Origin of the sequence: Variovorax sp. DXTD-1, assembly GCF_003984625.1 — a bacterium.
In the GTDB taxonomy this organism is placed as follows: domain Bacteria; phylum Pseudomonadota; class Gammaproteobacteria; order Burkholderiales; family Burkholderiaceae_C; genus Variovorax.
On the sequence record NZ_RWKH01000032.1, the window covers coordinates 1 to 24626 of the forward strand.

Sequence of the window (24626 nt, forward strand, 5' to 3'; positions counted from 1 at the left end):
GATCGCAGCCGTCAGCGTGGTCTTGCCGTGGTCAACGTGACCGATCGTGCCCACGTTCACGTGCGGCTTGGTGCGGGTGAATTTACCTTTTGCCATTTTTCAATCCTTGAAAGAGCATTCCCGTGTATTGGTTTTATGTCTGCATCCGATTGCTGGTTCGCCCCGCACGGGAACAGGGCGGCACCGGATCGCAGACAAGTTGGGCGGCGCCGTGCGTCACCCGACATTCTTGAAAACTTACTTAGCGCGAGCAGCCACGATGGCTTCGGCAACGTTGCGCGGAGCTTCAGCGTAGTGCTTGAACTCCATCGTGTACGTGGCGCGGCCTTGCGACATCGAGCGCAGCGTGGTCGAGTAGCCGAACATTTCCGACAGCGGCACTTCGGCCTTGATGGCCTTGCCGCCACCAACCATGTCGTCCATGCCCTGCACCATGCCGCGGCGTGAGGACAGGTCGCCCATCACGTTGCCGGCGTAGTCTTCGGGCGTTTCGACTTCCACGGCCATCATCGGCTCGAGGATGACCGGGTTGGCCTTGCGGGCGCCTTCCTTGAAACCGAAGATGGCGGCCATCTTGAACGCCATTTCGTTCGAGTCCACGTCGTGGTACGAACCGAAGTGCAGCGTGACCTTGACGTCCACGACGGGGTAGCCCGCCAGCACACCTTGCGTCAGCGCTTCCACAACGCCCTTTTCCACCGCGGGAATGTATTCGCGAGGAACCACACCGCCCTTGATGGCGTCGACGAATTCGAAGCCCTTGCCGGCTTCCTGCGGCTCGAGCTTGAGCACGACGTGGCCGTACTGGCCCTTGCCGCCCGACTGGCGAACGAACTTGCCTTCGGCTTCTTCCACGGTCTTGCGGATGGTTTCGCGGTAGGCCACTTGCGGCTTGCCCACGTTGGCTTCCACGCCGAACTCGCGCTTCATGCGGTCCACGATGATTTCGAGGTGGAGCTCGCCCATGCCGGCAATGATGGTCTGGCCCGATTCTTCGTCGGTCTTGACGCGGAACGACGGGTCTTCCTGAGCGAGACGCTGCAGGGCGATGCCCATCTTTTCCTGGTCGGCCTTGGTCTTGGGCTCAACGGCCTGCGAGATCACCGACTCAGGGAACACCATGCGCTCGAGCGTCACGATGGCCGACGGGTCGCACAGGGTTTCGCCCGTGGTGACTTCCTTCAGGCCCACGCATGCGGCGATGTCGCCGGCGCGGATTTCGTTGACTTCTTCGCGGTTGTTGGCGTGCATCTGCACGATACGGCCGATGCGCTCCTTCTTGCCGCGAACCGGGTTGTAGACGCTGTCGCCCTTGGTCAGCACGCCCGAATAGACGCGCACGAAGGTCAACTGGCCCACGAACGGGTCGGTCATCAGCTTGAATGCCAGAGCCGAGAACTTCTCGTTGTCGTCAGCCTTGCGAACGACAGGCGCTTCGTCTTCGTCCAGGCCGTTGACGGGGGGAATGTCGGTCGGTGCGGGCATGTACTCGACGACGGCGTCGAGCATGGCTTGCACGCCCTTGTTCTTGAAGGCCGAGCCGCACAGCATCGGCTGGATCTCGCCGGCGATGGTGCGCTGGCGAATGGCCTTCTTGATTTCTTCCTCGCTCAGCTCGCCGCCTTCGAGGTACTTGTTCATCAGCTCTTCGCTGGCTTCGGCAGCCGCCTCGACGAGCTTTTCGCGGTAATCGTTGCAGACGTCGGTCAGGTTGGCGGGGATCTCGCCGTACTGGAACGTCACGCCCTTGTCTTCGTCCCAGATGATGGCCTTCATCTTCACGAGGTCGACGATGCCCTGGAAGTGCTCTTCGGCACCGATCGGGATCTGGATCACGACGGGGTTGGCCTTCAGGCGGTCGACCATCATCTGGCGCACGCGCAGGAAGTCGGCGCCGGTGCGGTCCATCTTGTTGACGAACGCGAGGCGCGGAACCTTGTACTTGTTGGCTTGGCGCCAGACGGTTTCCGACTGGGGCTGCACGCCGCCAACGGCGTCATACACCATCACGGCACCGTCCAGCACGCGCATCGAGCGCTCGACTTCAATGGTGAAGTCCACGTGGCCAGGGGTATCGATGATGTTGATGCGGTGTTCGTCGAACTTGCCGGCCATGCCCTTCCAGAAGCAGGTGGTGGCAGCCGAGGTGATCGTGATGCCACGCTCTTGCTCTTGCTCCATCCAGTCCATCGTGGCGGCGCCATCGTGCACTTCACCGATCTTGTGATTCACACCGGTGTAGAACAGGATGCGCTCGGTCGTCGTGGTCTTGCCGGCGTCGATGTGCGCGGAGATGCCGATGTTGCGGTAGCGCTCGATGGGGGTCTTGCGGGACATGATTTACTTTCGGGTTAAATGCGTTGAGCGCTGGGCCTTGAGTACGGGCGACGTCGCCCGACACTCAATACCCAACGCCCAAGCGAAGTTTGATTTTTAGAAGCGGAAGTGGCTGAAAGCGCGGTTGGCTTCTGCCATGCGGTGCACTTCGTCGCGCTTCTTCATGGCGCCGCCACGGCCTTCCGTGGCTTCCATCAGTTCGTTGGCCAAACGCAGGGCCATCGACTTTTCGCCGCGCTTGCGAGCGGCTTCCTTGATCCAGCGCATCGAGAGCGCCAGGCGGCGCACCGGACGCACTTCGACCGGCACCTGGTAGTTGGCACCGCCGACGCGGCGCGACTTGACTTCGACCATCGGCTTCACGTTGTTGATGGCAACGGTGAAAGCTTCGAGCGGGTCCTTGTCGGGGTTCTTCTTTTCGATGAAGTCGAGCGCGCCATAGATGATGCGCTCGGCGATCGCCTTCTTGCCGCCTTCCATGATCACGTTCATGAATTTCGACAGCTCGACATTGCCGTACTTGGGATCCGGCAGGATTTCACGTTTGGGGACTTCGCGACGACGTGGCATGTTACTAACCTCTTTGCTTCAGTTGGCACCGTTTCCGGCACCGCGAGAGCCATTCCGGACTCTCACTTACTCGACCCGACAGTGGGTCACTTCGTTCGATGTGCCCGCCAAGGCAACCGAACACCATTGTTTGTTTCTTACGACAGGAAGGCTTAAGCCTTCTTGGGACGCTTCGCGCCGTACTTGGAGCGCGACTGCTTGCGGTCTTTCACGCCTTGCAAGTCGAGCGAACCGCGCACGATGTGGTAGCGAACACCGGGCAAGTCCTTGACACGACCGCCGCGAACCAGCACGACGCTGTGTTCTTGCAGGTTGTGGCCTTCGCCGCCGATGTAGGAAATGACTTCGAAGCCATTGGTCAGACGGACCTTGGCAACTTTACGAAGCGCCGAATTGGGCTTCTTTGGCGTCGTGGTGTAGACGCGGGTGCAGACACCGCGGCGTTGCGGCGAGTTCTGCATCGCAGGGCTCTTCGAATTGATCTTTTCGACCGTTCGACCCTGACGCACCAGTTGATTGATGGTTGGCATGAATGAATTAGTCCCAAAACAACCCGGCTTTTGGCTGTGAACCGCCCTTGTCCTTGACGTGACGCAAGGCAAGGAAGCCGGGAATAACGAAAACGTGAAACCCTTCGGAAAATTCCGAAAAGCCCACGAGTATAGCAGTCGCCTCGGTTACCGGCAAACGAAGAGCGCGGAGGCGCGCAAAATCACTTGATCCAGAGCCGCACGGCGTCCCAGGCGCGGCCGAAGACACCCGCCTGCTCGACGCCTTCCAGCGCCACCAGCGGAACGTCGGCCAGGGGCTGGTCGTCCAGGGTCACCTTGAGCGAACCCACGGGCTGGAACTTGGTGAACGGCGCCACCAGCGGTTCGGGGCGCGCCACCTGGGTCTTGATCTTGCTGGCGGTACCGGCCGGTACCGCAACCACGATGGCTTCAGGCCGGCCAAGCTTGAGCGTGTTGGCCTTGCCCTTCCAGACCGCCGGCGTGGCGACCGGCTGGCCGGCGTCGAACAGGCGAACGGCGTCGTAGGCGGTGTAGCCCCAGTTCAGCAGCTTCTGCGACTCGTTGGCACGCACGGTCTCGCCCGAGGTGCCCAGCACGATCGACAGCAGGCGGCGCCCCCCGGTCAGATTGGGGAAATCGCGCTTGGCGGTGGCAATCATGCAATAGCCGGCTGCGTCCGTATGGCCGGTCTTCAGGCCGTCCACGGTCGGGTCGCGAAACAGCAACAGGTTGCGGTTGGTGTCGTTGGTGGAGGGCGTGCCCGGGTAGCGGTACTTCTTGATGGCGTAGTACTTGGCTTCTTCCGGGAAGTCGCGCACCAGGCGCGTCGCGAGAATGCTCAGGTCACGGGCCGTGGTGGTGTGGCCGGGCGCGGTCAGGCCTTCGGGGTTCTTGTAGGTGGTGTTCTTCATGCCCAGCGCCTTGGCCTGGGCGTTCATGAGCTCGACGAAGTGTTCCACGGTGCCGCCCACGCCTTCGGCCAGCGCCACGGTAGCGTCGTTGCCCGACTGCACGATCAGTCCCTTGATCAGGTCTTCGACCGGCACCTGCATCTTGGGATCGATGAACATGCGCGAACCGGGCATCTTCCAGGCGCGCTGGCTGACCGGAAAGGTCTGGTTCAGCGTGATCTTCTTGGCGCGCAGCGCGTCGAACACGATGTAGGCCGACATCAGCTTGGTGAGCGAGGCCGGCTCGACGGGGCTGTCAATGTCCTTCTGCGCGAGGATCTGGTTGGCGGTGACATCGAGCAGCAGGTAGCTGCGCGCGGCAATTTCCGGCGGCGCCGGCACCTGGGCAGCGGCAATCATGCAAACCGATGCGGCGGCGGCGAGCACCAGCGCGCGAAATGCGTCAAGAAAACGATTCATGGGAAAAATTGGAGAAAACGAAAACAAGCCCGCAGGGCTTTCATGCGGCGCCCGCGCGCAGATGGCGGACGACCAAGCTTTTGAGCAGCGGCAATTGTCCGTGAAAGAAATGGCCGCCCCCGGGGACAACCGTGACAGGAAGTGACTGCGGCCGCGCCCAGTCCATGACAGCCGCGAGCGGCACCGTGTCATCGGCCTCGCCGTGAACCACCAATGTGCGCTCGTGCGCCTCGGCCGGAAGCGTGGCTACCGAGAACCGGGAAGCAGCCGTTCCCACCAGCACGAGTTGCCGCACGTCGCGCGAAGCCCAGAGCTTTTCGGCCGCGCAGCTTGCAACGAAAGCGCCGAACGAAAAGCCTGCAATGGCCAACGGCCCCTCGGCGGCCAGCTGGCTCACCACGCCCAGCATGTCCTCGCACTCGCCGCGGCCTTCGTCGTGCGCACCTTCGCTCGCGCCCACGCCTCGGAAGTTGAAGCGCACCGCCGTCCAGCCGCAGGCGACGAAAGCACGCGCCAGGGTCTGCACCACCTTGTTGTCCATGGTGCCGCCGAACAGCGGATGGGGATGGGCGATGACCGCAATGCCGCGCGGAGCGTCGGCCGGCAGATCGCGCTGGACCTCGATGATGCCGGCGGCGCCTTGGAGACGGATTTTTTCGGTCTGGGAGTTCATGGTGCAAGGATCAGGACTGCGCGGCTGCGGCGCGCTGGGCGCACGGTACGAGCGCGGAATTTTCGAGAAAGTTCAGCGGCCCACATCGGGAGGCAGCAAGAGCCGCTCGACGACTTCGCCATTCTTCAGATGCGATTCGACGATTTCATCGATGTCGTCGGTATCGACAAAGGTGTACCAGACTGCTTCGGGGTAAACCACCGCCACCGGCCCACCGGCGCAACGGTCAAGGCAACCCGCCTTGTTGACCCGCACCTTGCCCGGCCCGGCCAGCCCCGCTTCCTTGACCTTGGCCTTGCAGCGGTCGAAGCCCTGCTGGGCGTTGTGCAGGGCGCAGCTGTCTTCCCCGTTCTTGCGCTCGTTCAGGCAAAAGAAGATGTGGCGGCCGTAGTAGCCGCGCGGCGCGGCAGAGGTGGAACTGGGCATCGGTAGATTTTAGTGACGCCCGCCGGCAGCGTCAGGTTGCGGCCTTGCTTCGCCGAGACAGCGCGGCCACCACATAGGCAAGCACCGCAAAAGGCCAGAGCCAACCCAGCCACTGCGCCAGGCCGTGAAAGCGGATGAAGCGCCCCTGCTCCCAGGTGGCCAGCGTCTGCGCGAAATACGCGCTCTCGGGCGCCTGGTTCAACAGGCTCAGTTGAATGACAAGCCCCACCAGCAGCAACGCCGCGCACAGCCGGCGCGGCGCGCCCAGCAACAGCACGCCTGCGACAAGAGCCGTCGCAATGCCCACCTGCACCGGCAGGCCCAGCCAGGCCCAGGCGTGCTCGGGCCCATAGCTCAGCGCCGCCGACAGCGCCGACGCGCCCATGCCCGCCAGCAGCGTGAGCGGCAGCAGCACGGCGCGCCGTGCGACCGTGCGCGTCACCAGGAAAGCCAGCAGGCACGGCACCAGTGCGCCGAGCATCACGCACAGCAGTTCGGCCGCAGGCACCAGCGGCTCGAGTTCGAACTGGCGCAGCGGCATCCAGTCGATGAAAGGCGTGTCGAGCAGCCACTCGGAGATGGCGACCTCCAACCGCTCGAACACCTGGCCGAGGCCGAACGTCACCGCCGCCGGAAACAGCAGCGCGAACGGCCACAGCGCCAGCAGCACCAGTGCGCCGCGCGCATCGTCGACGAACCACTGGGAGCGCGTACGGCTCCAGTGCGCCACCGCCCCCAGGCGCTCGAGCCCCGCGGCCAGCATGGCGCCCAGAAGCGCGCCGGAGGTGTTCAGGCCCAGGTCCACATTGGAAGGAATGCGCGCCGGAAGGTAGCTTTGCAGCGTCTCCATCGCAAAGGCCAGCGCCGCGCCGGCCGCGGTGGCGCGCAGCATGGCGCGCCAGCCGCTGGCGTCCTGCCGCGTACGCAGCACGGCCAGCGCGCACAGAAAGCCGAACGGAACGTAGCCGGCGACATTGACCGCGAAATCGAAGCCGGTCCAGTATTTGGGCCATGAGGCCGACAGATACGCCCAGGGCGCAATGCCCTGGTCGCGCCAGTCGGCAAACGGATACAGGCTGGCATAGACGATCAGCGCCGCATAGGCGAGCGCAAGAGGCAGCGCGGCGGACTTGTGCTGCTTCTCCACCGTGGACACCGGGCTCAGAACGGCTTGACCACCACCAGCACCACGATGCCGAGCAGCAGCAGGACGGGCAGTTCATTGAACCAGCGATACCAGCGGTCGTTGCGCCGGTTGCCGCCCGCGATGAAACGCCGCAGCAGCACCGCGCAGCCATGGTGATAGCCGATGGCTACCAGCACCAGCGCCAGCTTGGCATGCATCCAGCCGTTGCCGGGGCCCCGCCCGATGCCATAGCCCAGCCAGAGCCACAAACCGAAGCCCAGGGCCGGCACGGCCAGGAAAGTGGTGAAGCGCAACAGCTTGCGCGCCATCAGCAGCAGGCGCTCACGCTCTGCGACGGACTCTGGCGGCACCATCGCCAGGTTGACGAAGATCCGCGGAAGGTAGAACAGCCCCGCGAACCAGCTGGCAATGAAGACGATGTGAAGAGATTTGACCCAGAGCATGGAGGCAGTTTAGTGGCCGACTGCGCCATGCACCGGCCTTGGCCTCCCGACCCGATGCCAACGACAGGCAAAAAAAAGCCCGACGTCTTCACGCCGGGCTGGGAAGCCCTTTTGCTGTCACACATCAAGGCACCCGCTCAGGGAGGAAAAGCGGGGAGCGGCAAGCCGCCCGCTTCAGAATTTAACAAAGACGAAACAAGGTTTCAAGCGACTCAGCCACTTTCTTTGACATTTTTACAGAAAAAAGAGAACCTTCGAGCTACTAATTTGTCGTGTTATCAGACAACTGCCGCAACCACGCCCTGCCGGAGTTTCACGCATCAGGCACAATTTTCGGCTTATGACGCGCCCTTCCCCCTCCTACGCCATGTACCCGGCCGGCCGGCCCCGCCGCTTGCGCCGCGATACTTTCACCCGCAACCTGGTCAGGGAGCATGCGTTGACGGCGCACGACCTCATCTACCCCGTGTTCGTACAGGAAGGTGAAAAAAAGCGCGAGGCCGTGTCTTCGATGCCGGGCGTGGAGCGCCTGAGCCTCGATCTGCTGCTGCCCGTGGCGGAGCAGTGCGTGGCGGCCGGCATTCCGGTGATGGCGCTTTTTCCGGTGATCGATGCGGGTCTCAAGACGCCCGGCGGCGACGAGGCGTTCAACCCCGACGGGCTCATTCCGCGCGTGGTCGCCGCGCTCAAGGCGCGCTTTCCGGAGCTTGGCGTGATGACCGACGTGGCGCTCGACCCCTACACCAGCCACGGGCAGGACGGCCTGCTCGATGACACCGGCTACATCATCAATGACGCCACCGTTGAAGTTCTGTCGAAGCAGGCGCTCACACAGTCACAGGCGGGCGTCGACATCGTGGCGCCCAGCGACATGATGGACGGGCGCATCGGCGCCATCCGTACCGCGCTGGAGGCCCGCGGCGACGTTCACACCCGGATCATGGCCTACAGCGCCAAGTACGCCAGCGCCTTCTATGGCCCGTTCCGCGACGCCGTGGGCTCGGCCGCCACGCTCGGCAAGAGCAACAAGAAGGTCTACCAGATGGACCCGGGCAACAGCGACGAGGCGTTGCGCGAGGTGGCACTCGACATCGCCGAAGGCGCCGACATGGTGATGGTGAAGCCCGGCATGCCGTACCTGGACATCGTGCGCCGCGTGAAGGACGAGTTCCACGTGCCCACCTTCGCCTATCAGGTGAGCGGCGAATACGCGATGCTCAAGGCCGCCGCACAGAACGGCTGGCTCGACCACGACGCGGTCGTGCTCGAAAGCCTGCTCGCCTTCAAGCGCGCGGGCGCCGATGGCGTGCTCACCTACTTTGCACTTGACGCCGCGCGCTTGCTACAAAAACAATAGCTCGCACCCTTGCGCCCGCAGCGCGGGCCGATCGGTATTCCAAAAAGAGAGCAACAGGGCGGGCCCATGCGCATCTTCGAAATCAACCGCTCCCAGGTGAGCGAGCATCCGGCGCTGGCACCGCTCACGGTGCCGGGCGCCTGCGCTGCACAGGGCTATCTCTGGATTTCTCTCACACGGGACGAGTTTCGCGCGTCGCTGGCCGAAGTCCAGCAGATCCTGCAGTCACTCTGCCTCACGCAGTTGGTCGACCTGCACGTGGCCGACCTGCTCAACGACCAGTTGCCTTCGCATTACGACTACACCTCCCAATACGACGTGCTGGTGTTCCGGCGCCTTTCGGCCGGGCCGGGCCAGGCGGCGCTGGGCGACGGCAAGGGCACCTCGGGCGGCGAGCCGCCCCTTCCCACGCCGTCGCGCCGCGGTCCGCCGGTGCTGCGCCGGATCGACACCCGGCCGGTGGGGTTTGCGCTGTTCGACCGCGTGCTGCTGTCGGTGCACCCGGAGGACGGCGCGGTGCGCGACGCCTTTGCCGCCCGCCTGCTGGCCGCGGGATCGCCGGACGACAAGGGCGCCCCGGCGCTCGACGTGCGGGCCACTTCGGCGCGCGTGCCCACCGGCACCGCCGACCTGATGCTGCGCGTCATCAACCAGATCGTCGACGGCTACCTGGACATGCGCCGCGAGCTCACGCGCCAGCTCGACCATTGGCAAACCGAGCTGATCGACCCGCGCAGCCGCTTTACCAACTGGGGCGCGCTGATGGAAGCCCGGCAGTCGCTGCACCACCTGGACGAAATCTGCGAGGACCAGCGCGCCGCCATCCAGGACTGGATCGATTCGCTGGAGACGCTGCCATCGCCGAAGAACGAGGCGGAGCAGCGCGAGCAGGAGCTGATCATGGTGCGCAGCCGCGACGTGCTCGAACACATCGAACGCGTGGTGCACCACGTCCACCGGCTGGAGCAGAACGCCGAAACCGCGGTGCAGATGCACTTCAGCGTTCAGGGGCACCGCGCCAACGACATCATGCGGGTGCTCACCGCGCTGACGGCCATTTTCCTGCCGCTCAATCTCATCGCCGGCATCTTCGGCATGAACTTCGAATTCATTCCGCTGGTGCACAAGGCGGACGGGTTCTGGATTGCGATGGGCGCGATGCTGGTCATTGCGCTGGTGCTGGTCGTGGTGTTCTGGCGCAAGCGCTACCTTGCGCGTACGCGTTGAGCAGCGCGGGCGCTACCTGTTCTCCAAAGCAAAAAGGCCACGCAGTTGCGTGGCCTTTTTTAATTGCTGGCCGCAAGGGCCGCAAATTCGCCTGGCTTACTTGGCGACAGCGCCCGAGCCTTGCTGGGCTTGAACGCGTGCGTCCATGGGGTGGGGCATCGTCGAGATGACCTTGCTGTTGACGCGCGAGCCGCCGGTCACGTTCTGGTCGGGGGCGTAGGCGGTGCGAATCGCTTCGGCTTCGACCAGTGCGCGGTCCTTCGACACGGCAACGGTTTCCGGGCCGCGCGAGCCGCGGGTCACGTTCTGGTTCGGAGCCGATGCGGTGCGCACGGCTTCGGCGTTCACTTCGTCACGGCTCTTGGTCGAGACGGCGGTGTTCACGCCTTCGTAGGATTCGGCTTGGGCGCCAGTGGCGGCCAGCACGGCGATGGCTGCAGCGGCGAGGATGTGCGAGGTCTTCATTTTCAGTTCCTTGTGTTCGTTGGATGGTTCGTCCACCAGGCTCGCTGGTTGCTCACCTGTGCGGCGAGTTTCCAACTGAATTGCGGCTGCAAAACACGTGGAACAGAGACACCGTGTTTCCTCTATTGAAACAATGACAACCGGAAGGCATGCACTCGATTCATCGGGTTCGCTGGAAAATCGGCGCATGCCGTTCCCGGAACGGAAAGAATAGGCGCTTTGACATGGACAGTCTCGATCTGATCAGAACCTTCCGGGAGGTTGCTTCGCACGGCAGCTTTTCGCATGCGGCCAAGAAGCTCGACATGTCGAAAGCCACTGTCAGCAAGTATGTGGCCGAACTCGAAACACGTTTCGGCGTGCGCCTTCTCAACCGGTCCACGCGTTCCGTAAGCCTCACCGATGCCGGGCAACTGCTGCTGGAGCGCAGCACCCCGGTGCTCGAAATGGTGGAGCTCACGCAGGCCGAACTGCAGGAGCGCGCCACGCAGCCCAGCGGCCGACTGCGCATTTCGGCGCCGCACGGCATGGGCAACGGCGAATTTCCGGGCCTGCTGGCCGACTTCATGCGCTACTACCCGGATGTGAGCATCAGCCTGCAGCTGACCAACCGCGCGGTCGATCTCGCCGAGGAAGGCATCGATGTCGACATCCGCAGCGGCCCGGTCACCGACGACAACTTGATCGTCCGCAAGCTGATGCTCATGGAAATGGTCGTCTGCGCCTCGCCCGTGTACTGGAAGAAGCATGGCAAGCCCGATCACCCGAGCGAGCTTGCCGGACATGACGCGCTCACGCACTCGCGGCTGGGCGCCCAGCCGGTCTGGCGCTTCGAAGACGGTGGCCAGCCGCTGGACGTGCCGGTGAAAAGCCGCATGGACTGCACCGAGGGCGCGCCGCTGATCCGGGTTGCGATGCGCGGCTTCGGCGTGATCTATCTGCCCTCGATCCTCGTGCAGTCGCACATCGACGACGGTGAACTGGTGCCGGTGCTGCAAGGCTATGCGCGCCAGGACATGTGGCTCTCGGCCGCGTATTTGCAGCGGCGCCACAACAGCGCCGCCCTGCGCGCTTTGCTCGACTTTCTCCAGACCCGCGTCGGCAAGGGGCCCGGCTCGCAAAAGAAAAAATAAGAAAGCCCGGCATGGGCCGGGCTTCGCTTGAGACCGGAGCGGGCTCGGGCTCTCTCAGCCGACGTGCTTGGCAAAGAACTCCAGCGTGCGCGCACGCGCCAGCTTGGCGGCCTCGGCGTTGTACGAGCCGCGCTGGTCGCAGTTGAAGCCGTGGCCCGACTCATAGACATGAACTTCAACTTCTGGATGCGCCTTCCTGAAGCCCTCGATGGTGTCCAGCGGAATCCAGTGGTCTTGGTTGCCGAAATGCGCCAGCACCGGCACCTTGGGCTGGCGCGCCGTTTCTTCCGGCGTGGTCATCCCACCGCCGTAGTACGGCGCCGCGGCGGCAAGCCCGGGGAGCAGGCTGGCGGCGCGCCACACCAGGAGGCCGCCCCAGCAAAAACCGACGATGCCCACCTTGCCGGCCTTCGCCGCGTAAGCCACAGCGGCCTCGATGTCCTGCAGCACGCCCGGCGCGGGCAGCGCCTCGACCGCGGTCTTCAGTTCGAAGCCGGCCTTCATGTCCTCGTCACTGTAGCCGAGCTCCACACCGGGCTTCACGCGATGAAAGGTCGAGGGCGACACCGCCAGGTAGCCGTCCGCCGCATAACCGTCGGCCACCGAGCGGATGTGCGAGTTGACGCCGAAGATCTCCGGCACCACCACCACTGCGCCGCGCAGCGTGCCGGCGGGTTCGGCCACGTAGGCGGGGAAGGTGAAGCCGTCCTTGGCTTTCAGATCGATGAATTGACCCATGATGTCTTGCTCCTTGATGGCAACTGAAAAAAGAAGGCCGGGTTACGCGCGCAGCGCCCGTTCGACGAAGTCGAGGCGGTCCTGCCCCCAGAAGATTTCACCGTCGATCACGTAGCTTGGCGCGCCGAACACCTGGATGTCGATGGCCTCCTGCGTGTAGGCCTCGTAGCGCTCCTGCACCGCCTGGCTCTGCGACTGCTCCGCGCGCTTGGGCGACAGCCCGCATTCGACGACCAGCGAATCGAGCACCTTCGGGTCGCCGATGTTGCGCTCCTGCACCCACACGGCCGCGAACACCGCGGCACACATGCGCATGGCCGCCTCGGTGCCGTCGTGCATGTCGACGGCGATGATGACCCGGGCCGCGTCGTCGCTGGCCACCGGAAAGAACTTCGGCTTTGTGTTCAGCGGCAGGCCGAGGTGGCGCGAACAGCGTGCGAGGTCGACCAGCCGGTACGCCTGGCGCTGCGGCGCGCGCTTGCCCAGCGGCAGCCCGCCCGAAACCGGGAACACGCTGCCCAGGTCGATCGGCCGCACGCGCACCGTGGCGCCGGCGGCCGCGGCGATCGCGGCAAACCGGGAATGCCCCAGATAGGTCCACGGGCTCTGTGGCGCAAAGTAATAGTCAATCGTCTTGTGCATTCAATAACCTCCGTGCTTCGCACCTCCGGTGCAAGCTTGCTTGGGGCGGCCCGGCGAGCGCTCACGCTCATGCGCTGGCCCTCGATGATGTAATCCAGGCCAACGGTTTTAACTGACACGCAGTTTCTCTGCAGGAGGTGGGTTTTGGACCAGGTGCTCTTGATCACGGGCGGCAGCCGCGGCATCGGCGCCGCCACGGCCCTGCTGGCGGCGCAGCGCGGCTACGCGGTGGCCGTCAACTACGCGAACAACTCGCTCGCCGCCGACGAGGTGGTGCGCGTCATCCGCGCGGGCGGCGGCAGCGCCATGGCCGTGCAGGCCGACGTGGGCGACGAGGCCCAGGTGCTGGCTATGTTCGAGAAGGTCGACGCCAAGCTTGGCCGCCTCACGGCGCTCGTCAACAACGCCGGCGTGGTCGACGTGCAGGCGCGCGTCGAGCAAATGAGCGTGGCGCGCCTGGAGCGCATGTTCCGCATCAACGTGATCGGCAGTTTCATCTGTGCGCGCGAAGCAGTCAGGCGCATGAGCACCCGGCACGGCGGTTCGGGCGGCGCCATTGTCAACATCTCCAGCGGTGCCGCGCGGCTGGGCTCACCCGACCAGTACGTCGACTACGCGGCCAGCAAAGGCGCCATCGACACCTTCACCATCGGCCTGGCCAAGGAGGTCGCCGCCGAGGGCATCCGCGTCAATGCGGTGCGCCCAGGCCTGATCGATACCGAGATCCATGCATCGGGCGGCATGCCCGACCGCGCCTTCGAACTCGCACCCACCGTGCCGATGCAGCGCACCGGCAGCGCCGAAGAAATTGCCGGTGCCATCCTGTGGCTGCTGTCCGCCGAGGCCAGCTACACCACCATGGCCTTGCTCGACGTCACGGGAGGAAGGTAGCCATGAGCACCTCGATGGACCTGATCAAGCCGCTGGTCACGCTGGTGGCCATCGTCAACCCGCTGGCCATCGTGCCCTTCTTCATCCACTACACGCAGGGGTATTCGGATGCGCAGCGGCGGCACACGGTGCGCATGTCGGCCTTCAGCGCCTTCGTGGTCATTGCGGTCAGCGCGCTGATCGGGCTGCAGCTGCTGGCGTTCTTCGGCATTTCGATTGCCAGCTTCCAGGTGGGCGGCGGCCTGCTGCTGCTCATGAGCTCGCTGTCGATGCTCAATGCCAAGCCGGCGGAGAGCAAGACCAACGTCGAAGAGCTGCGCGCCACCGAGGTAAAGGCCTCCATGGGCGCGTCCATCGCGGTGGTGCCGCTCACCATTCCGCTGCTCACCGGGCCGGCCACCATATCCACGGTGGTGATCTACGCCGACAAGACGCAGCACCTGTGGGAGCTCGGCTTGCTGGTCGGCTACGGTGTGGTGGTGGCACTGGCCACCGCGCTGGCGTTTTCGCTTGCACAGCCGATCGCGCGTGTGCTCGGCAAGACCGGCATCAACATCATGACGCGGCTCATGGGCCTGATCCTCGCCGCGCTTGCGGTCGAGGTCATGGCCGACGGCCTCGGCAAGCTGTTTCCCATTCTCCAGCGCGTGGGCTGACCGGCTCAGGCCAGCATCTTCTCGATGACGCGCCAATGCGCGGGATCGACCGGCGTGATCGACAGCCGGTTGCCCTTGCGCAGCACGACCAGCTCGGCCAGTTCGGGCTTGGCGCGCAGCTCGGGCAGCGCGAGGAGCCGCGTCTTGCGCACCGCCTGCACGTCAACCAGCAGCCAACGCGGGTCTTCCTTCTTCGAGGCCGCGTCGTAGTACGGAGACTTCGGGTCGAACTGCGTCGGGTCGGGCTTGATGCCCGAGGCTACCCGCGCAATGCCCGCGATGCCGGGCTCCGGGCAGCTCGAGTGATAGAACAGCACGCCGTCGCCGACCTTCATGCCGTCGCGCATGAAGTTGCGTGCCTGATAGTTGCGCACGCCGGTCCAAGCCACCGTGGCGTTGGGCGCTGCAAGCGCATCGTCGATCGAGACCTCGTCGGGCTCGGATTTCATCAACCAGTAATTGGGCATGGTGCCCGTTATGGTGTCACATAGTCAGACACGACGACCCATTTCCCGTCCTTGATCTGGGACAAGCGCGATTGGTCGTTGCCCAGGCGCTTGGTGGCGGTGTAGCTGCTCTTGGGGCTGCCGAACATGTCGGGCTCGAAGGTCATGCTGTCCATGGCCTTGATGAAGCTGTCGGTCGATAGGTTCGGGCCGGCCTTTTGCGCCGCCTTGATGAACGAATCGATGATGACGTAGCCGTACACCGAGAACACCGTCGGGTCTTCGTTGAACTTGGTCTTGTACTTGTTGGCCCAGAAGCGCAGCGGCTGCGACTGCTCGTCGGTGTAGGGATTCTGCACCGTCATGGTGGCGTAGATGCCGTCCATCGCCTTGCCGCCCAGCTTGTGGATCAGGTCGGTATACGCCGCACTCGAGCCCAGGAAGGTCGGGTTGAAGCCGGTCTTGCGCGCCTCGCCCACGGTGCCGATGGTCTCGCGGATGATGGTGCCGAGCACCACCAGGTCGCAGTTGGCGGCCTTCATCCTTGCGACCTGCGAGCTGAAGTCGGTGGCGCCGCGCTTGAACGAGGTTTTCTCGGCCAGTTCCATGCCGGCGGTCTTCAGGCCCGCCTCGGCGCCGCGCTGCACCTCGAGCCCGAACTCGTCGTCCTGGTAGATGGTGCAGACCTTCTTCGCGCCCTTCTCCTTGATCATCTTGGGCAGCGCCAGGCGGATCTGGTCGTAGTAGGTGGCCGCGAACGAATACTTCAGGCGGTGCAACGGGTCGTACATTTCGCGCGCGGCGGTAATGGGCATGAAGTTGACGACGTTCTTGTCGAACTGCACCGGCATGGCCGCCATGTTCTGCGCCGTGCCAATGTGGCCGGCCATGATGAAGATCTTTTCCTGGTTGACCAGTTTCTGCGCCGCAAGCACGGCCTTCTTCGGGTCGTAGCCCGAGTCCTCGACGAAGAGCTTGAGCTTGCGGCCGTGGATGTTGCCCTGCTCGTTGAGCTCGTCCACGCGCAGCTGCATGCCGTTGCGCGCCTGCTTGCCAAAGCCCGCGAGCGGCCCCGACAAGTCCTGAATCGTGCCGATGCGGATCTCGTCCTTGCTCACGCCCTGTTGCTGTTGCGCGGATGCGAGCGTTGCTGCCAGGCCCAGCACCGCCAGGGCCGTCACTGTCTTGAGCTTCATGGGGTTGTCTCCTCGGGTTGACGAAAAAGGAATCAGCGATACATCGCCTCGATGCGCTCGGCGTACTTGGCCTGCACCAGCTTGCGCTTGAGCTTCATCGTGGGCGTGAGCTCCTCGTCCTCGGCGCTCAGCTGCGTCTCGAGCAGGAAGAACTTCTTGATCTGCTCGACTCGCGCAAACTTGGCGTTGACGCGATCGATCTCGCCCTGGATCAGGTCCAGCACCTCTTGCGCACGCGTCAGGCTTTCGTAGTTGCTGAACGGCACATCGTGGTCCTGCGCAAACTTCTCGACGTTCTCCTGGTCGATCATGACGATGACCGTGAGGTACGGTTTCTTGTCGCCGATCACCACTGCGTCGGTGATGTAGGGGCTGAACTTGAGCTCGTTCTCCAGCTCGCTCGGCGTGATGTTCTTCCCCCCTGCCGTGATGATGATGTCCTTCATGCGGTCGGTGATGCGGAAATACCCTCCCGCGTCGACCGTTCCCACGTCGCCGGTGTGCAGCCAGCCGTCGGCGTCGATGGTTTCGGCCGTTTTCTCGGGCAGGTTGAGGTACCCCATGAAGACGTTGGGGCCGCGCACGAGTATTTCGCCGGTCTGCGGGTCGAGCCGAACCTCGTTGTAGCTGGTGGCCGGCCCGATCGAGCCCGGCATGATCCGCGACGGGGGCACGCCAGTCGAGGCACCGCACGATTCCGTCATGCCCCACACCTCCAGCATGGGCACGCCCAGCGCCAGGTACCAGCGCACGAGATCGGGCGAAATGGGTGCCGCGCCGGTCACGAGGAACCGCGCGCGGTGAATCCCGATGAGCTTGCGCACGTTGTCCAGCGCCAGCCAGCGCGCCAGGCGAAACTTGAAGCGCAGCCCCGCGCCCACGGGTTGGCCCTGCAGCACGCGCTCGGCAATCTGCCGGCCCACGCCAATGCTCCAGCCGTACGCCGCCTGCTGCAGCCGGCTCGCCTCCTTCAGCGCGATCATCACGCCGGAATAGAACTTCTCCCACACGCGCGGCACGGCGGTGAACACGGTGGGCGAAATCTCGCGCACGTTCTCGGGCACCGTCTCAGGGTTTTCGACGAAGTTGAGAATCGAGCCGGTGTACATCGCGAAGTATTCGCCCCCCATGCGCTCGGCGATGTGGCACAGCGGCAAGAAGCACATGCGCTCGTCGCCCTCGCCCTGCGCCAGCAGGGAGTTGTAGCCCCGCATTGTGTACACCAGCCCGCGGTGGCTGTGCATCGCGCCCTTGGGCTTGCCGGTGGTGCCCGATGTGTAGACGAGGATGGCCAGGTCCTCCGGTCGACAGGCGGCAATGCGCTGCTCCAGTGCCTGCGGATGGGCCTGCAGGTACTCACGGCCGAGCATGCGCAAAGCATCGAGGCTGATGACGCCCGGGTCGTCGAGGTCCCGCAGGCCGTCCATGTCGAACACGACGACCTTGCGCAGCATGGGCAATTGCGCACGCACCTCGAGTGCCTTGTCGAGCTGCTCGTCATCTTCCACGAAGAGCACGGTGGTGCGGGAGTCCTCGCAAAGATAGTGCACCTGCGAAGCCGCGTCCGTGGGGTAGATGCCGTTCGACACGCCGCCGCAACTGAGCACGGCAACATCGCACAGCACCCATTCGATGACGGTGTTGGCAAGAATCGACGCGCATTCACCCCGGCCAAAGCCCAGCGCCAGCAGCCCACCCGCAATTTCGCGCACGGCCTCGGCGGTTTGCCGCCAGGTCCAGGCGCGCCAGATGCCGAATTCCTTCTGCCGCATCCACACCTTGTCGGCACGCAGTTCCACAGCCTTCCAGAACACGGCGGGAATGGTCTCGCCGGACACCACGATGCCGGGCTTGGGCTGCAGGTGCGCCAGGTCCCAGAGGCCGGCGGGAGCGCGCAAGGCTGTTGTGCTCATGCCCTCATCTCCAGGTCTTCTTCTTTTTCCAGCGCCGCTCGCCGCGCACGCCCTCGTCCTTGACGCCGAGGTAAAACTCCTTGATGTCCTCCTTCTCGCGCAGGCGCTCGCAGGTGTCTTCCATGACGATGCGGCCGTTCTCGAGCACGTAGCCGTGGTCCGAGGCGTTGAGCGCCATGTTGGCGTTCTGCTCCACCAGCAAGATGGTGGTGCCGCGCTCGCGGTTGATACGCACGACGATCTCGAAGATCTCCTTCGTCAGCTTGGGGCTGAGGCCAAGGCTGGGCTCGTCGAGCAAGATGAGATGCGGCGCCGCCATGATGGCGCGCGAAATGGCGAGCATCTGCTGCTGGCCACCCGAGAGCAGGCCGGCGTCCTGCGTGGCGCGTTCTCGCAAAATGGGAAAGTAGCTGTAGACGCTCTCCATGTCCCGCGCCACGCCGTCGCGGTCCTTACGGGTGTAGGCGCCCATCAGCAGGTTGTCTTTCACCGAAAGCAGCGGAAACACCTCGCGGCCTTCGGGCACGTGACTCAGGCCTTGCTGCACGATGTAGGCCGGATCCTTGGCGGTGATGTCCTTGCCCTGGAATTCGATGCTGCCCTTTCTCGGGTCGATGATTCCGGAGATCGTCTTCAGGATGGTTGTCTTGCCGGCGCCGTTCGATCCCAGGACGGTCACTATTTCGCCCTGCCTGACTTTCAGGCTTACGCCACGGATTGCCTTGATGGGGCCGTAAGCGCTTTCCACGTTGAGCAGCTGGAGGACGACGTCGGTCATGGCGTTGCCCCTCGTGCTTCGGGCGGGGAACGGCGTTGGGGCCCCTGCCCCCGTCGGGCCGACGTCACCGGCCCTTCGGGCTGCCCTGTGCTGCTCACGACAGGCGGGGTCTCGCAGAACTCGCTTCGCTCAAACAGCTGCGAGCCCTGATCCGCCTGTCGCTCCGCTGCTCGGCGGCGCCTCAACGGCCCGCCCGGGGCAGGGGCCCCAACGCCGTGGGCACGCTCAGGGCGGTTCCTCCTCCGCTCGAGCCCGGTGTGCGGTGCGGGGTGGGCGCCCCCTCTGCGCCGCTGAGGAGCGCAGTTTTCCGCGGATAAGGGCTCGCCCTTGTTTGAGCGAAGCGAGTTTGGGCGAGACCCCGCGGAAAGCGAGCACCGGAAGGGAGCCCGGAGGGCCGGCGTAGTGGGGGCGTCCGCGCCGTACCGCATACCGGGCGTCTCCAACGAAGCAGCGAACAGGACATTCACGCCGCCACCCTCCTCAAGCTGCTCACATCATCCACAGTCCCAAGATAGGCTTCGACAACGCGCGAATCAGCCTGCACCTCACGCGGCGTGCCGGTCGCCAACACCTCGCCCATGTTCATGGCAAGCACACGGTCCGAGACCTTCGAGACCAAAGACATGTCGTGCTCCACCATCAGCACAGACACACCCAGTTCATGCTGAATGTCCTGAATCCAGAACGCCATGTCAGCCGTCTCTTCGACGTTGAGCCCTGAAGAAGGCTCATCGAGCAACAGCAGTTTCGGCTCGGTGCACAGCGCGCGCGCCAGCTCCACCACCTTGCGCACGCCGTAAGGCAAGCCGGCGACCATCGAATCGCGGTAATGCTGCAGGTCGAGCAGGTCGATCACCTGCTCCGCCTTCTCGCGCGCCTGAATCTCGGCACGCCGCGTGGCCGGCGTAAAGAATATCTCGCTCCAGAACCCCGTCTGCCGATGCGTGTGGCGGCCGATCAGCAGGTTATGCAAGACCGTCGCGTGCTCGAAGAGTTCGATGTTCTGGAAAGTGCGCGCAATGCCCAATGCCGCAATCGCGTGCGGTGCCTGCTGCGTCAACGCGAGCGAGCCCGAGGCCTCGCCATGCCATGTGATCTCGCCCACGGTCGGCGTGTAGATGCGGCTGATCAGGTTGAACACCGTCGTCTTGCCCGCGCCGTTGGGGCCGATCAGCGTGAACACCTCGCCGCGCCGCACATCGAAGCTCACCTTGTTGACCGCCAGCACGCCGCCGAAGCGCACGCTCAGGTCCTTGGCAGAAAGAAGGACGTCCGCGCTGCTCATCTCAGCCGGTCCGACTTGGTGAACGACTTCTGCCGCTTGAACAAACCCCGGCGGTAGAACGGAAAGAGCTGCAGCCAGGTGCGGATCTTCAGCCACCGGCCATACAGCCCCAGCGGCTCGAACAGCACAAACGCGATCAGCACCAGGCCGTACACCAGCCCCTGCAGCCCCGGCGCCTGACCGATCACAGCCGGAAGCCAGTCCTTGCCCATCGAGATCAGCTGCGGCATTGCAATCAGGAAGATCGCTCCCAGGAACGCACCGTGCACCGAGCCGAGTCCGCCGATCACCACCATCAGCAGCAGGTCGATGGACTGCAGGATGTTGAACTGGTCCGGCGAAATGAAGCTGAGCTTGTGCGCATACAGCGCACCGCCCAGCCCCGCTAGCGCGGCCGAGATCGCGAACGACATCGTCTTGTAGCGCGCCAGGTGAATGCCCATGCTCTGCGCCGAAATTTCCGAATCGCGAATCGCGACGAACGCGCGCCCTGTCGGTGAGCGCAGCAGATTCAGGATGCCCAGCGTGCTGAGCACCGCCACCACCAGGCACAGGAAGTAGAAGCCGTTGCCCGACCCGAGCGACCAGCCGAAGAGCTGCGGCGACTTCACATGCAGCCCCGCGTTGCCGCCCGTCACGCTCTCCCAGCGCGCGAACACTTCCTCGACGATGAAGCCGAACGACAGCGTCGCGATACCAAGGTAGATGCCCTTCACCCGCAACGCCGGCAAGGCCACCACCACGCCCACCGCCGCCGAAAGCGCCGCGGCCGCGAGCAGCGCAATCGGAAACGGCACGCCCATGTTGGTCAGCACGCCTTGCGTGTACGCACCCGCCCCGAGAAAGGCCGCATGCCCGATGGAAAACTGCCCTGTGAAACCCGCGAGCAGCATCAAGCCCAATCCGACGATGCCGTAGATCAGCACGAAGGTCAGCTGCGCGAGCCAGTACTCGTCGATGGCCCACGGCGCAACGATGAGGAAAGCGACCAGCAGGCCGTACCAGAACACATGGCCGCCGTGCCGCGCAAGGCGGATGTCCTGGTCGTAGCTGGTCTTGAAGATGAAGCGCATGTCCAGCTACACCTTCTTGCGCAGCTTCTCGCCGAACAGCCCGTTGGGCTTGATCATGAGCATCAGCAGCACCACGATGTACGGCGCCGTGTCCTTGAAGCCGTCCGGCAGATAGAAACCCGCGAACGATTCGACGATGCCGATCACCAACCCGCCGACGATGGCGCCCGGCAGGCTGCCGAACCCGCCCACCACCGCGGCCGGAAAAGCCTTGAGCCCGATGAAGCCCATGTTCGCGTGCACGAAGGTAATGGGCGCGAGCAGCATGCCGGCAATGGCCGCCACGGCCGCCGCCAGGCCCCACACCAACCCGTTGAGCCGCTTCACCGGAATGCCCATGTAGTAGGCCGCGAGCTGGTTCTGCGAAGAGGCCTGCATGGCAATGCCGAGCTTGCTGTAGCGGAACATCGCAAACAGCAGCCCGCAGAGGATGGCGGTGGCAATGATGATGGCGAGCTGCTCCAGGTTGACCACCAGCTCCCCCACCTTCCAGATCTGGTCCTTGTACGGAACGGCCAGCGTGTGGGTGTCGGTGCCAATGCCCGGCACCATGGTGATGAGCCCGCGCGCCACGTACGCAATGCCGATGGTCAGCATCACGATGGAGAACTGCGGCTGCCCGAGGATGGGACGAATCACCACCATCTCCAGCAGCACGCCGAAAGCCGCCATGGCCACCAGCGCCAGCACGGCCGCAAGCCAGAACGGCATGCCGAACAGCGACATGCCGGCAAAGGCACCGAAAGCGCCGAGCATCATCAGGTCGCCCTGCGCAAAGCTCACGGTCTCGGTGGCCTTGTAGATCAGCACGAAACCCAGCGCGATCAGCCCATAGATGCAGCCTTGCGCAATGCCCGACAGCAGGAGCTGGAGTATTTGCATGCGGCCTCTTCTTTTGCGCGCTACTGCCTGTAGCCACCGGCGGCATCGTGCAGCGCAAGACGGCGCGAGCCGGCGACGATGTCGCTCGGCTTGAGCCCGTAGACCTGGCGGATCGAATGGCTGAAGTGCGTCGAATCCGGGTAGCCGGTGTCCAGCGCGATGTCGGTCAGCGTGCTGGTCTGGCGCACGTAGCGCAACAGGCTTCGCGCGCGCTTCCAGGCGCGGAAGGCGCGAAACGCGGTGCCCGTCTCCTGCTTGAACAAATGCAGGAAGCGCGAGAAAGACAGGTGCACCGAAGCCGCGCAGCCTTCGGCCGAAGTGGGCGCGGCCGGGTCGGCGTTGATGGCATCGATGACCTTGCGGATGCGCGGGTCGAGTGCGCGCGGCGCGAGCGCCTCGCCGAAGAACAGGCGATCGAACTCCAGCCCTTCGAAGCTCTGGCGCCCCGAAAGCGCAAGAAGATGGGTGTGCGCACCGCGCATGCGCTGAACGAACGCGGGCGCATCGACCGGGCCGCAGTGCTGCAGGTAACCAGGCAGGCGCGCAGGGTCGACCGACTCCGATTCGATCAGCAGATTGAAGATGAGCGGGTGTGCGCTTTCAACGCGGTGCGGCACCTGCGGCGGCACCACGAACAGCTCGCCCGTTTGCCATGCGCCGCCGCCGATGCGCAGGCGGTTGGGCGGTGCGCCGGCGGGCGACACATACACGCCGTACCCGCCCATGGTGCGTTCGGCTGCGGCCCCGAGCAGCCCTGCATAGAACACGCGCTGGTGCGTGAGCCACATCAGGCGCTCTCCGCGCTGCCCGGCGCCGCTGCCTGGCAACGTCGTGTTCGATCGCTGCATGCTGTCTGTCTCCTGCATCGGGCCGCTGCCGGCCGATGGCCGGCGCTGCGTTGGCAGGATCGTAGCGGCGAGGGCCTGCTGCGCGGCATGCATTTGCGCGGGGACTTTCCCTAGGCTCATGCAAACGCCCGGCGCGTCCCGGCGTTCGCCAATGCGTCGGCTTGCGCGGCAGTGCGCTGGGCGCCTTCGAACAGGGCGCGGGCCTGGGGGTGCGGCATGGTGTCTCCGGTGGGCCGGGCGGTGTTCGCCCGGTCTCCTGCGCACGATGCCTTCGAGCCTCCGGCCCGGCTTGCGAAAACTGGCTGTGCTTGCCTGCCTGCGCGGGCCGCTCAGGCCTTGCGCGGCTTCACGCGCGAGGCGGCTTCCTTCGCGTTGACGCGCGCGGTGCCCACATCGCCCGCATGCGCGAGGGCCACGCCCATGCGGCGCTTGGCAAAGCTCTCGGGCTTGCCGAACAGCCGGATGTCGCTGCCGGGCACCTGCAGCGCCTCGGCCACGCCGTCGAACGCAATGCCGGTCGCATCGACACCGCCGTAGATCACCGCGCTGGCACCCGGGCTCTTGAGCGACGTGTCCACGGGCAGGCCGAGGATCGCGCGCGCATGCAGCTCGAACTCGTTCTGCCATTGCGTGGCCATCGTCACCATGCCGGTGTCGTGCGGGCGCGGGCTCACTTCGCTGAACCAGACCTCGTCGCCCTTCACGAACAGCTCCACGCCGAACAAGCCCTGGCCGCCGAGGTCGGCCGTCACGGCCTGCGCAATCTGCTGCGCCTTTTGCAATGCGGCAGGCGCCATGGGGTGGGGCTGCCAGCTTTCCACATAGTCGCCGCTCACCTGCACATGGCCGATGGGTTCGCAGAACTGCGTCTGCACCGCACCGGCTGCGTCCCTGGCGTGAACGGTGAGCAGCGTGATCTCGTAGTCGAAGTCGATAAAGCCTTCGACGATGACGCGGCCGTGGCTCACGCGGCCGCCGGCCATGGCGTAGTCCCAGGCCTTCTGCACGTCGGCCGGGCCGTCGATCTTGCTCTGGCCCTTGCCGGAGCTGCTCATCACGGGCTTGACGATGCAGGGGTAGCCAATTCCTGCGTCGATGGCCGCCTGCAGTTCGGCCAGCGAGTCGCAGAACTTGTAGGGGCTGGTCGGCACGCCCAGCGTCTCGGCGGCCAGCCGGCGGATGCCCTCGCGGTCCATCGTGAGGCGGGTGGCGCGGGCGGTGGGAATCACGCGCACCACGCCCGCGTCTTCGAGCTGCTGGAGCATCGGCGTGGCAATGGCCTCGATCTCGGGCACCACGAGGGTGGGCTTCTCGGCCTCGATCAGCGCCTTGAGCTGCTCCGGGTCGCTCATGGTGATGGTGCGCGCATGGTGCGCCACCTGCTGGCCGGGCGCGTTCTCGTAGCGGTCGACCGCAATGGTCTCGACGCCGAGGCGCTGCAGGGCGATCAGCACCTCCTTGCCGAGCTCGCCGGAGCCGAGCAGCATCACGCGGGTGGCGGAGGGGGAAAGAGGGGTGCCGAGGGTGGTCATGGTCGGGTCGAAAAAGAGAAAGGAAAAAAGCGATCGCCGCACTGTAAGCCACCCGATGGCGGCCGTGTCACTCGCGGCAACAGCGG

The 24626-nt window shown here is 64.8% G+C and carries 26 protein-coding genes; 5 read left to right on the forward strand and 21 right to left on the reverse strand.

The window, feature by feature from the left end:
• The 9 genes from EJI00_RS23300 to EJI00_RS23340 all read right to left on the reverse strand — a co-directional run.
• Positions 1 to 96 (reverse strand): GTP-binding protein (locus EJI00_RS23300; protein ID WP_260590808.1); only part of this gene is annotated, 96 nt, incomplete at its 3' end.
• Positions 97 to 237: 141 nt separating this feature from the next.
• Positions 238 to 2337, reverse strand: coding sequence for an elongation factor G (gene fusA / locus EJI00_RS23305; protein ID WP_126749853.1), 2100 nt, complete (start codon positions 2335 to 2337; stop codon positions 238 to 240).
• A gap of 96 nt (positions 2338 to 2433) precedes the next feature.
• A complete protein-coding gene (gene rpsG / locus EJI00_RS23310; RefSeq protein ID WP_013543947.1) occupies positions 2434 to 2907 on the reverse strand; it encodes a 30S ribosomal protein S7 in 474 nt (157 codons plus the stop codon).
• 152 nt (positions 2908 to 3059) lie between these two features.
• Positions 3060 to 3437: a 30S ribosomal protein S12 gene (gene rpsL / locus EJI00_RS23315; RefSeq protein ID WP_013543948.1), complete on the reverse strand. Its 378-nt coding sequence runs from the start codon at positions 3435 to 3437 to the stop codon at positions 3060 to 3062.
• A gap of 182 nt (positions 3438 to 3619) precedes the next feature.
• Complete coding sequence (locus EJI00_RS23320; protein WP_126749854.1) at positions 3620 to 4789, reverse strand: D-alanyl-D-alanine carboxypeptidase family protein; 1170 nt, start codon at positions 4787 to 4789, stop codon at positions 3620 to 3622.
• A gap of 40 nt (positions 4790 to 4829) precedes the next feature.
• Positions 4830 to 5462 carry an alpha/beta hydrolase gene (locus tag EJI00_RS23325; protein WP_126749855.1) on the reverse strand — a complete coding sequence of 211 codons (633 nt, stop codon included), beginning with the start codon at positions 5460 to 5462 and terminating at the stop codon, positions 4830 to 4832.
• Positions 5463 to 5534: 72 nt separating this feature from the next.
• The gene (locus tag EJI00_RS23330; RefSeq protein ID WP_126749856.1) at positions 5535 to 5888 is read right to left on the reverse strand and encodes a (2Fe-2S) ferredoxin domain-containing protein; all 354 of its coding nucleotides are present in this window, start codon (positions 5886 to 5888) and stop codon (positions 5535 to 5537) included.
• A 31-nt stretch (positions 5889 to 5919) separates the two neighbouring features.
• Entirely contained in the window at positions 5920 to 7035 is a 1116-nt protein-coding gene (locus EJI00_RS23335; RefSeq protein ID WP_126749893.1) for a VanZ family protein, read from the reverse strand.
• A gap of 14 nt (positions 7036 to 7049) precedes the next feature.
• A complete protein-coding gene (locus tag EJI00_RS23340) occupies positions 7050 to 7478 on the reverse strand; it encodes a CopD family protein (RefSeq protein ID WP_126749857.1) in 429 nt (142 codons plus the stop codon).
• Between the two features lie 367 nt (positions 7479 to 7845).
• On the opposite strand from EJI00_RS23340, the gene hemB reads away from it, so the two are divergent.
• Positions 7846 to 8835: a porphobilinogen synthase gene (gene hemB, locus EJI00_RS23345; RefSeq protein ID WP_126749894.1), complete on the forward strand. Its 990-nt coding sequence runs from the start codon at positions 7846 to 7848 to the stop codon at positions 8833 to 8835.
• A 66-nt stretch (positions 8836 to 8901) separates the two neighbouring features.
• The gene (locus EJI00_RS23350; RefSeq protein WP_126749858.1) at positions 8902 to 10062 is read left to right on the forward strand and encodes a magnesium transporter CorA family protein; all 1161 of its coding nucleotides are present in this window, start codon (positions 8902 to 8904) and stop codon (positions 10060 to 10062) included.
• Between the two features lie 96 nt (positions 10063 to 10158).
• Here the strand turns inward: EJI00_RS23350 and EJI00_RS23355 are convergent, their stop codons facing one another.
• Complete coding sequence (locus tag EJI00_RS23355) at positions 10159 to 10527, reverse strand: DUF4148 domain-containing protein (RefSeq protein ID WP_126749859.1); 369 nt, start codon at positions 10525 to 10527, stop codon at positions 10159 to 10161.
• Positions 10528 to 10751: 224 nt separating this feature from the next.
• Here EJI00_RS23355 and EJI00_RS23360 point away from each other — a divergent pair, with 224 nt between their 5' ends.
• The gene (locus EJI00_RS23360) at positions 10752 to 11660 is read left to right on the forward strand and encodes a LysR family transcriptional regulator (protein ID WP_126749860.1); all 909 of its coding nucleotides are present in this window, start codon (positions 10752 to 10754) and stop codon (positions 11658 to 11660) included.
• Positions 11661 to 11714: 54 nt separating this feature from the next.
• Here EJI00_RS23360 and EJI00_RS23365 read toward each other — a convergent pair whose 3' ends face one another.
• Together EJI00_RS23365 and EJI00_RS23370 are read right to left on the reverse strand one after the other, a co-directional pair.
• Positions 11715 to 12398 (reverse strand): dienelactone hydrolase family protein, encoded by a 684-nt coding sequence (locus tag EJI00_RS23365; RefSeq protein WP_126749861.1) that lies wholly within the window; start codon positions 12396 to 12398, stop codon positions 11715 to 11717.
• 42 nt (positions 12399 to 12440) lie between these two features.
• On the reverse strand, positions 12441 to 13040 hold the full coding sequence (locus tag EJI00_RS23370) for a 2-hydroxychromene-2-carboxylate isomerase (protein ID WP_126749862.1): 600 nt from the start codon (positions 13038 to 13040) through the stop codon (positions 12441 to 12443).
• A gap of 144 nt (positions 13041 to 13184) precedes the next feature.
• Here EJI00_RS23370 and EJI00_RS23375 point away from each other — a divergent pair, with 144 nt between their 5' ends.
• Together EJI00_RS23375 and EJI00_RS23380 are read left to right on the forward strand one after the other, a co-directional pair.
• Positions 13185 to 13931, forward strand: a complete 747-nt coding sequence (locus EJI00_RS23375; protein ID WP_126749863.1) for an SDR family oxidoreductase — start codon at positions 13185 to 13187, stop codon at positions 13929 to 13931.
• A 2-nt stretch (positions 13932 to 13933) separates the two neighbouring features.
• Entirely contained in the window at positions 13934 to 14587 is a 654-nt protein-coding gene (locus EJI00_RS23380; RefSeq protein ID WP_015867683.1) for a MarC family protein, read from the forward strand.
• Positions 14588 to 14592: 5 nt separating this feature from the next.
• Here EJI00_RS23380 and EJI00_RS23385 read toward each other — a convergent pair whose 3' ends face one another.
• The 9 genes from EJI00_RS23385 to purT all read right to left on the reverse strand — a co-directional run bounded on the left by EJI00_RS23385 (position 14593) and on the right by purT (position 24540).
• Positions 14593 to 15054 carry an EVE domain-containing protein gene (locus tag EJI00_RS23385; protein WP_126749864.1) on the reverse strand — a complete coding sequence of 154 codons (462 nt, stop codon included), beginning with the start codon at positions 15052 to 15054 and terminating at the stop codon, positions 14593 to 14595.
• A gap of 8 nt (positions 15055 to 15062) precedes the next feature.
• A complete protein-coding gene (locus EJI00_RS23390) occupies positions 15063 to 16229 on the reverse strand; it encodes an ABC transporter substrate-binding protein (RefSeq protein WP_126749865.1) in 1167 nt (388 codons plus the stop codon).
• A gap of 32 nt (positions 16230 to 16261) precedes the next feature.
• Complete coding sequence (locus tag EJI00_RS23395; protein ID WP_126749866.1) at positions 16262 to 18142, reverse strand: AMP-dependent synthetase/ligase; 1881 nt, start codon at positions 18140 to 18142, stop codon at positions 16262 to 16264.
• Between the two features lie 4 nt (positions 18143 to 18146).
• Entirely contained in the window at positions 18147 to 18920 is a 774-nt protein-coding gene (locus EJI00_RS23400; protein ID WP_126749867.1) for an ABC transporter ATP-binding protein, read from the reverse strand.
• A gap of 463 nt (positions 18921 to 19383) precedes the next feature.
• Positions 19384 to 20205, reverse strand: a complete 822-nt coding sequence (locus EJI00_RS23405; RefSeq protein WP_126749868.1) for an ABC transporter ATP-binding protein — start codon at positions 20203 to 20205, stop codon at positions 19384 to 19386.
• Positions 20202 to 21278 carry a branched-chain amino acid ABC transporter permease gene (locus EJI00_RS23410; protein WP_126749869.1) on the reverse strand — a complete coding sequence of 359 codons (1077 nt, stop codon included), beginning with the start codon at positions 21276 to 21278 and terminating at the stop codon, positions 20202 to 20204. The genes EJI00_RS23405 and EJI00_RS23410 overlap by 4 nt, the downstream gene beginning before the upstream one ends.
• 6 nt (positions 21279 to 21284) lie before the next feature.
• Positions 21285 to 22160, reverse strand: coding sequence for a branched-chain amino acid ABC transporter permease (locus EJI00_RS23415; RefSeq protein ID WP_126749870.1), 876 nt, complete (start codon positions 22158 to 22160; stop codon positions 21285 to 21287).
• A 20-nt stretch (positions 22161 to 22180) separates the two neighbouring features.
• Entirely contained in the window at positions 22181 to 23008 is an 828-nt protein-coding gene (locus tag EJI00_RS23420) for a helix-turn-helix domain-containing protein (RefSeq protein ID WP_126749871.1), read from the reverse strand.
• A gap of 329 nt (positions 23009 to 23337) precedes the next feature.
• Entirely contained in the window at positions 23338 to 24540 is a 1203-nt protein-coding gene (gene purT / locus EJI00_RS23425; RefSeq protein WP_126749872.1) for a formate-dependent phosphoribosylglycinamide formyltransferase, read from the reverse strand.
• Positions 24541 to 24626: the final 86 nt, after the last annotated feature.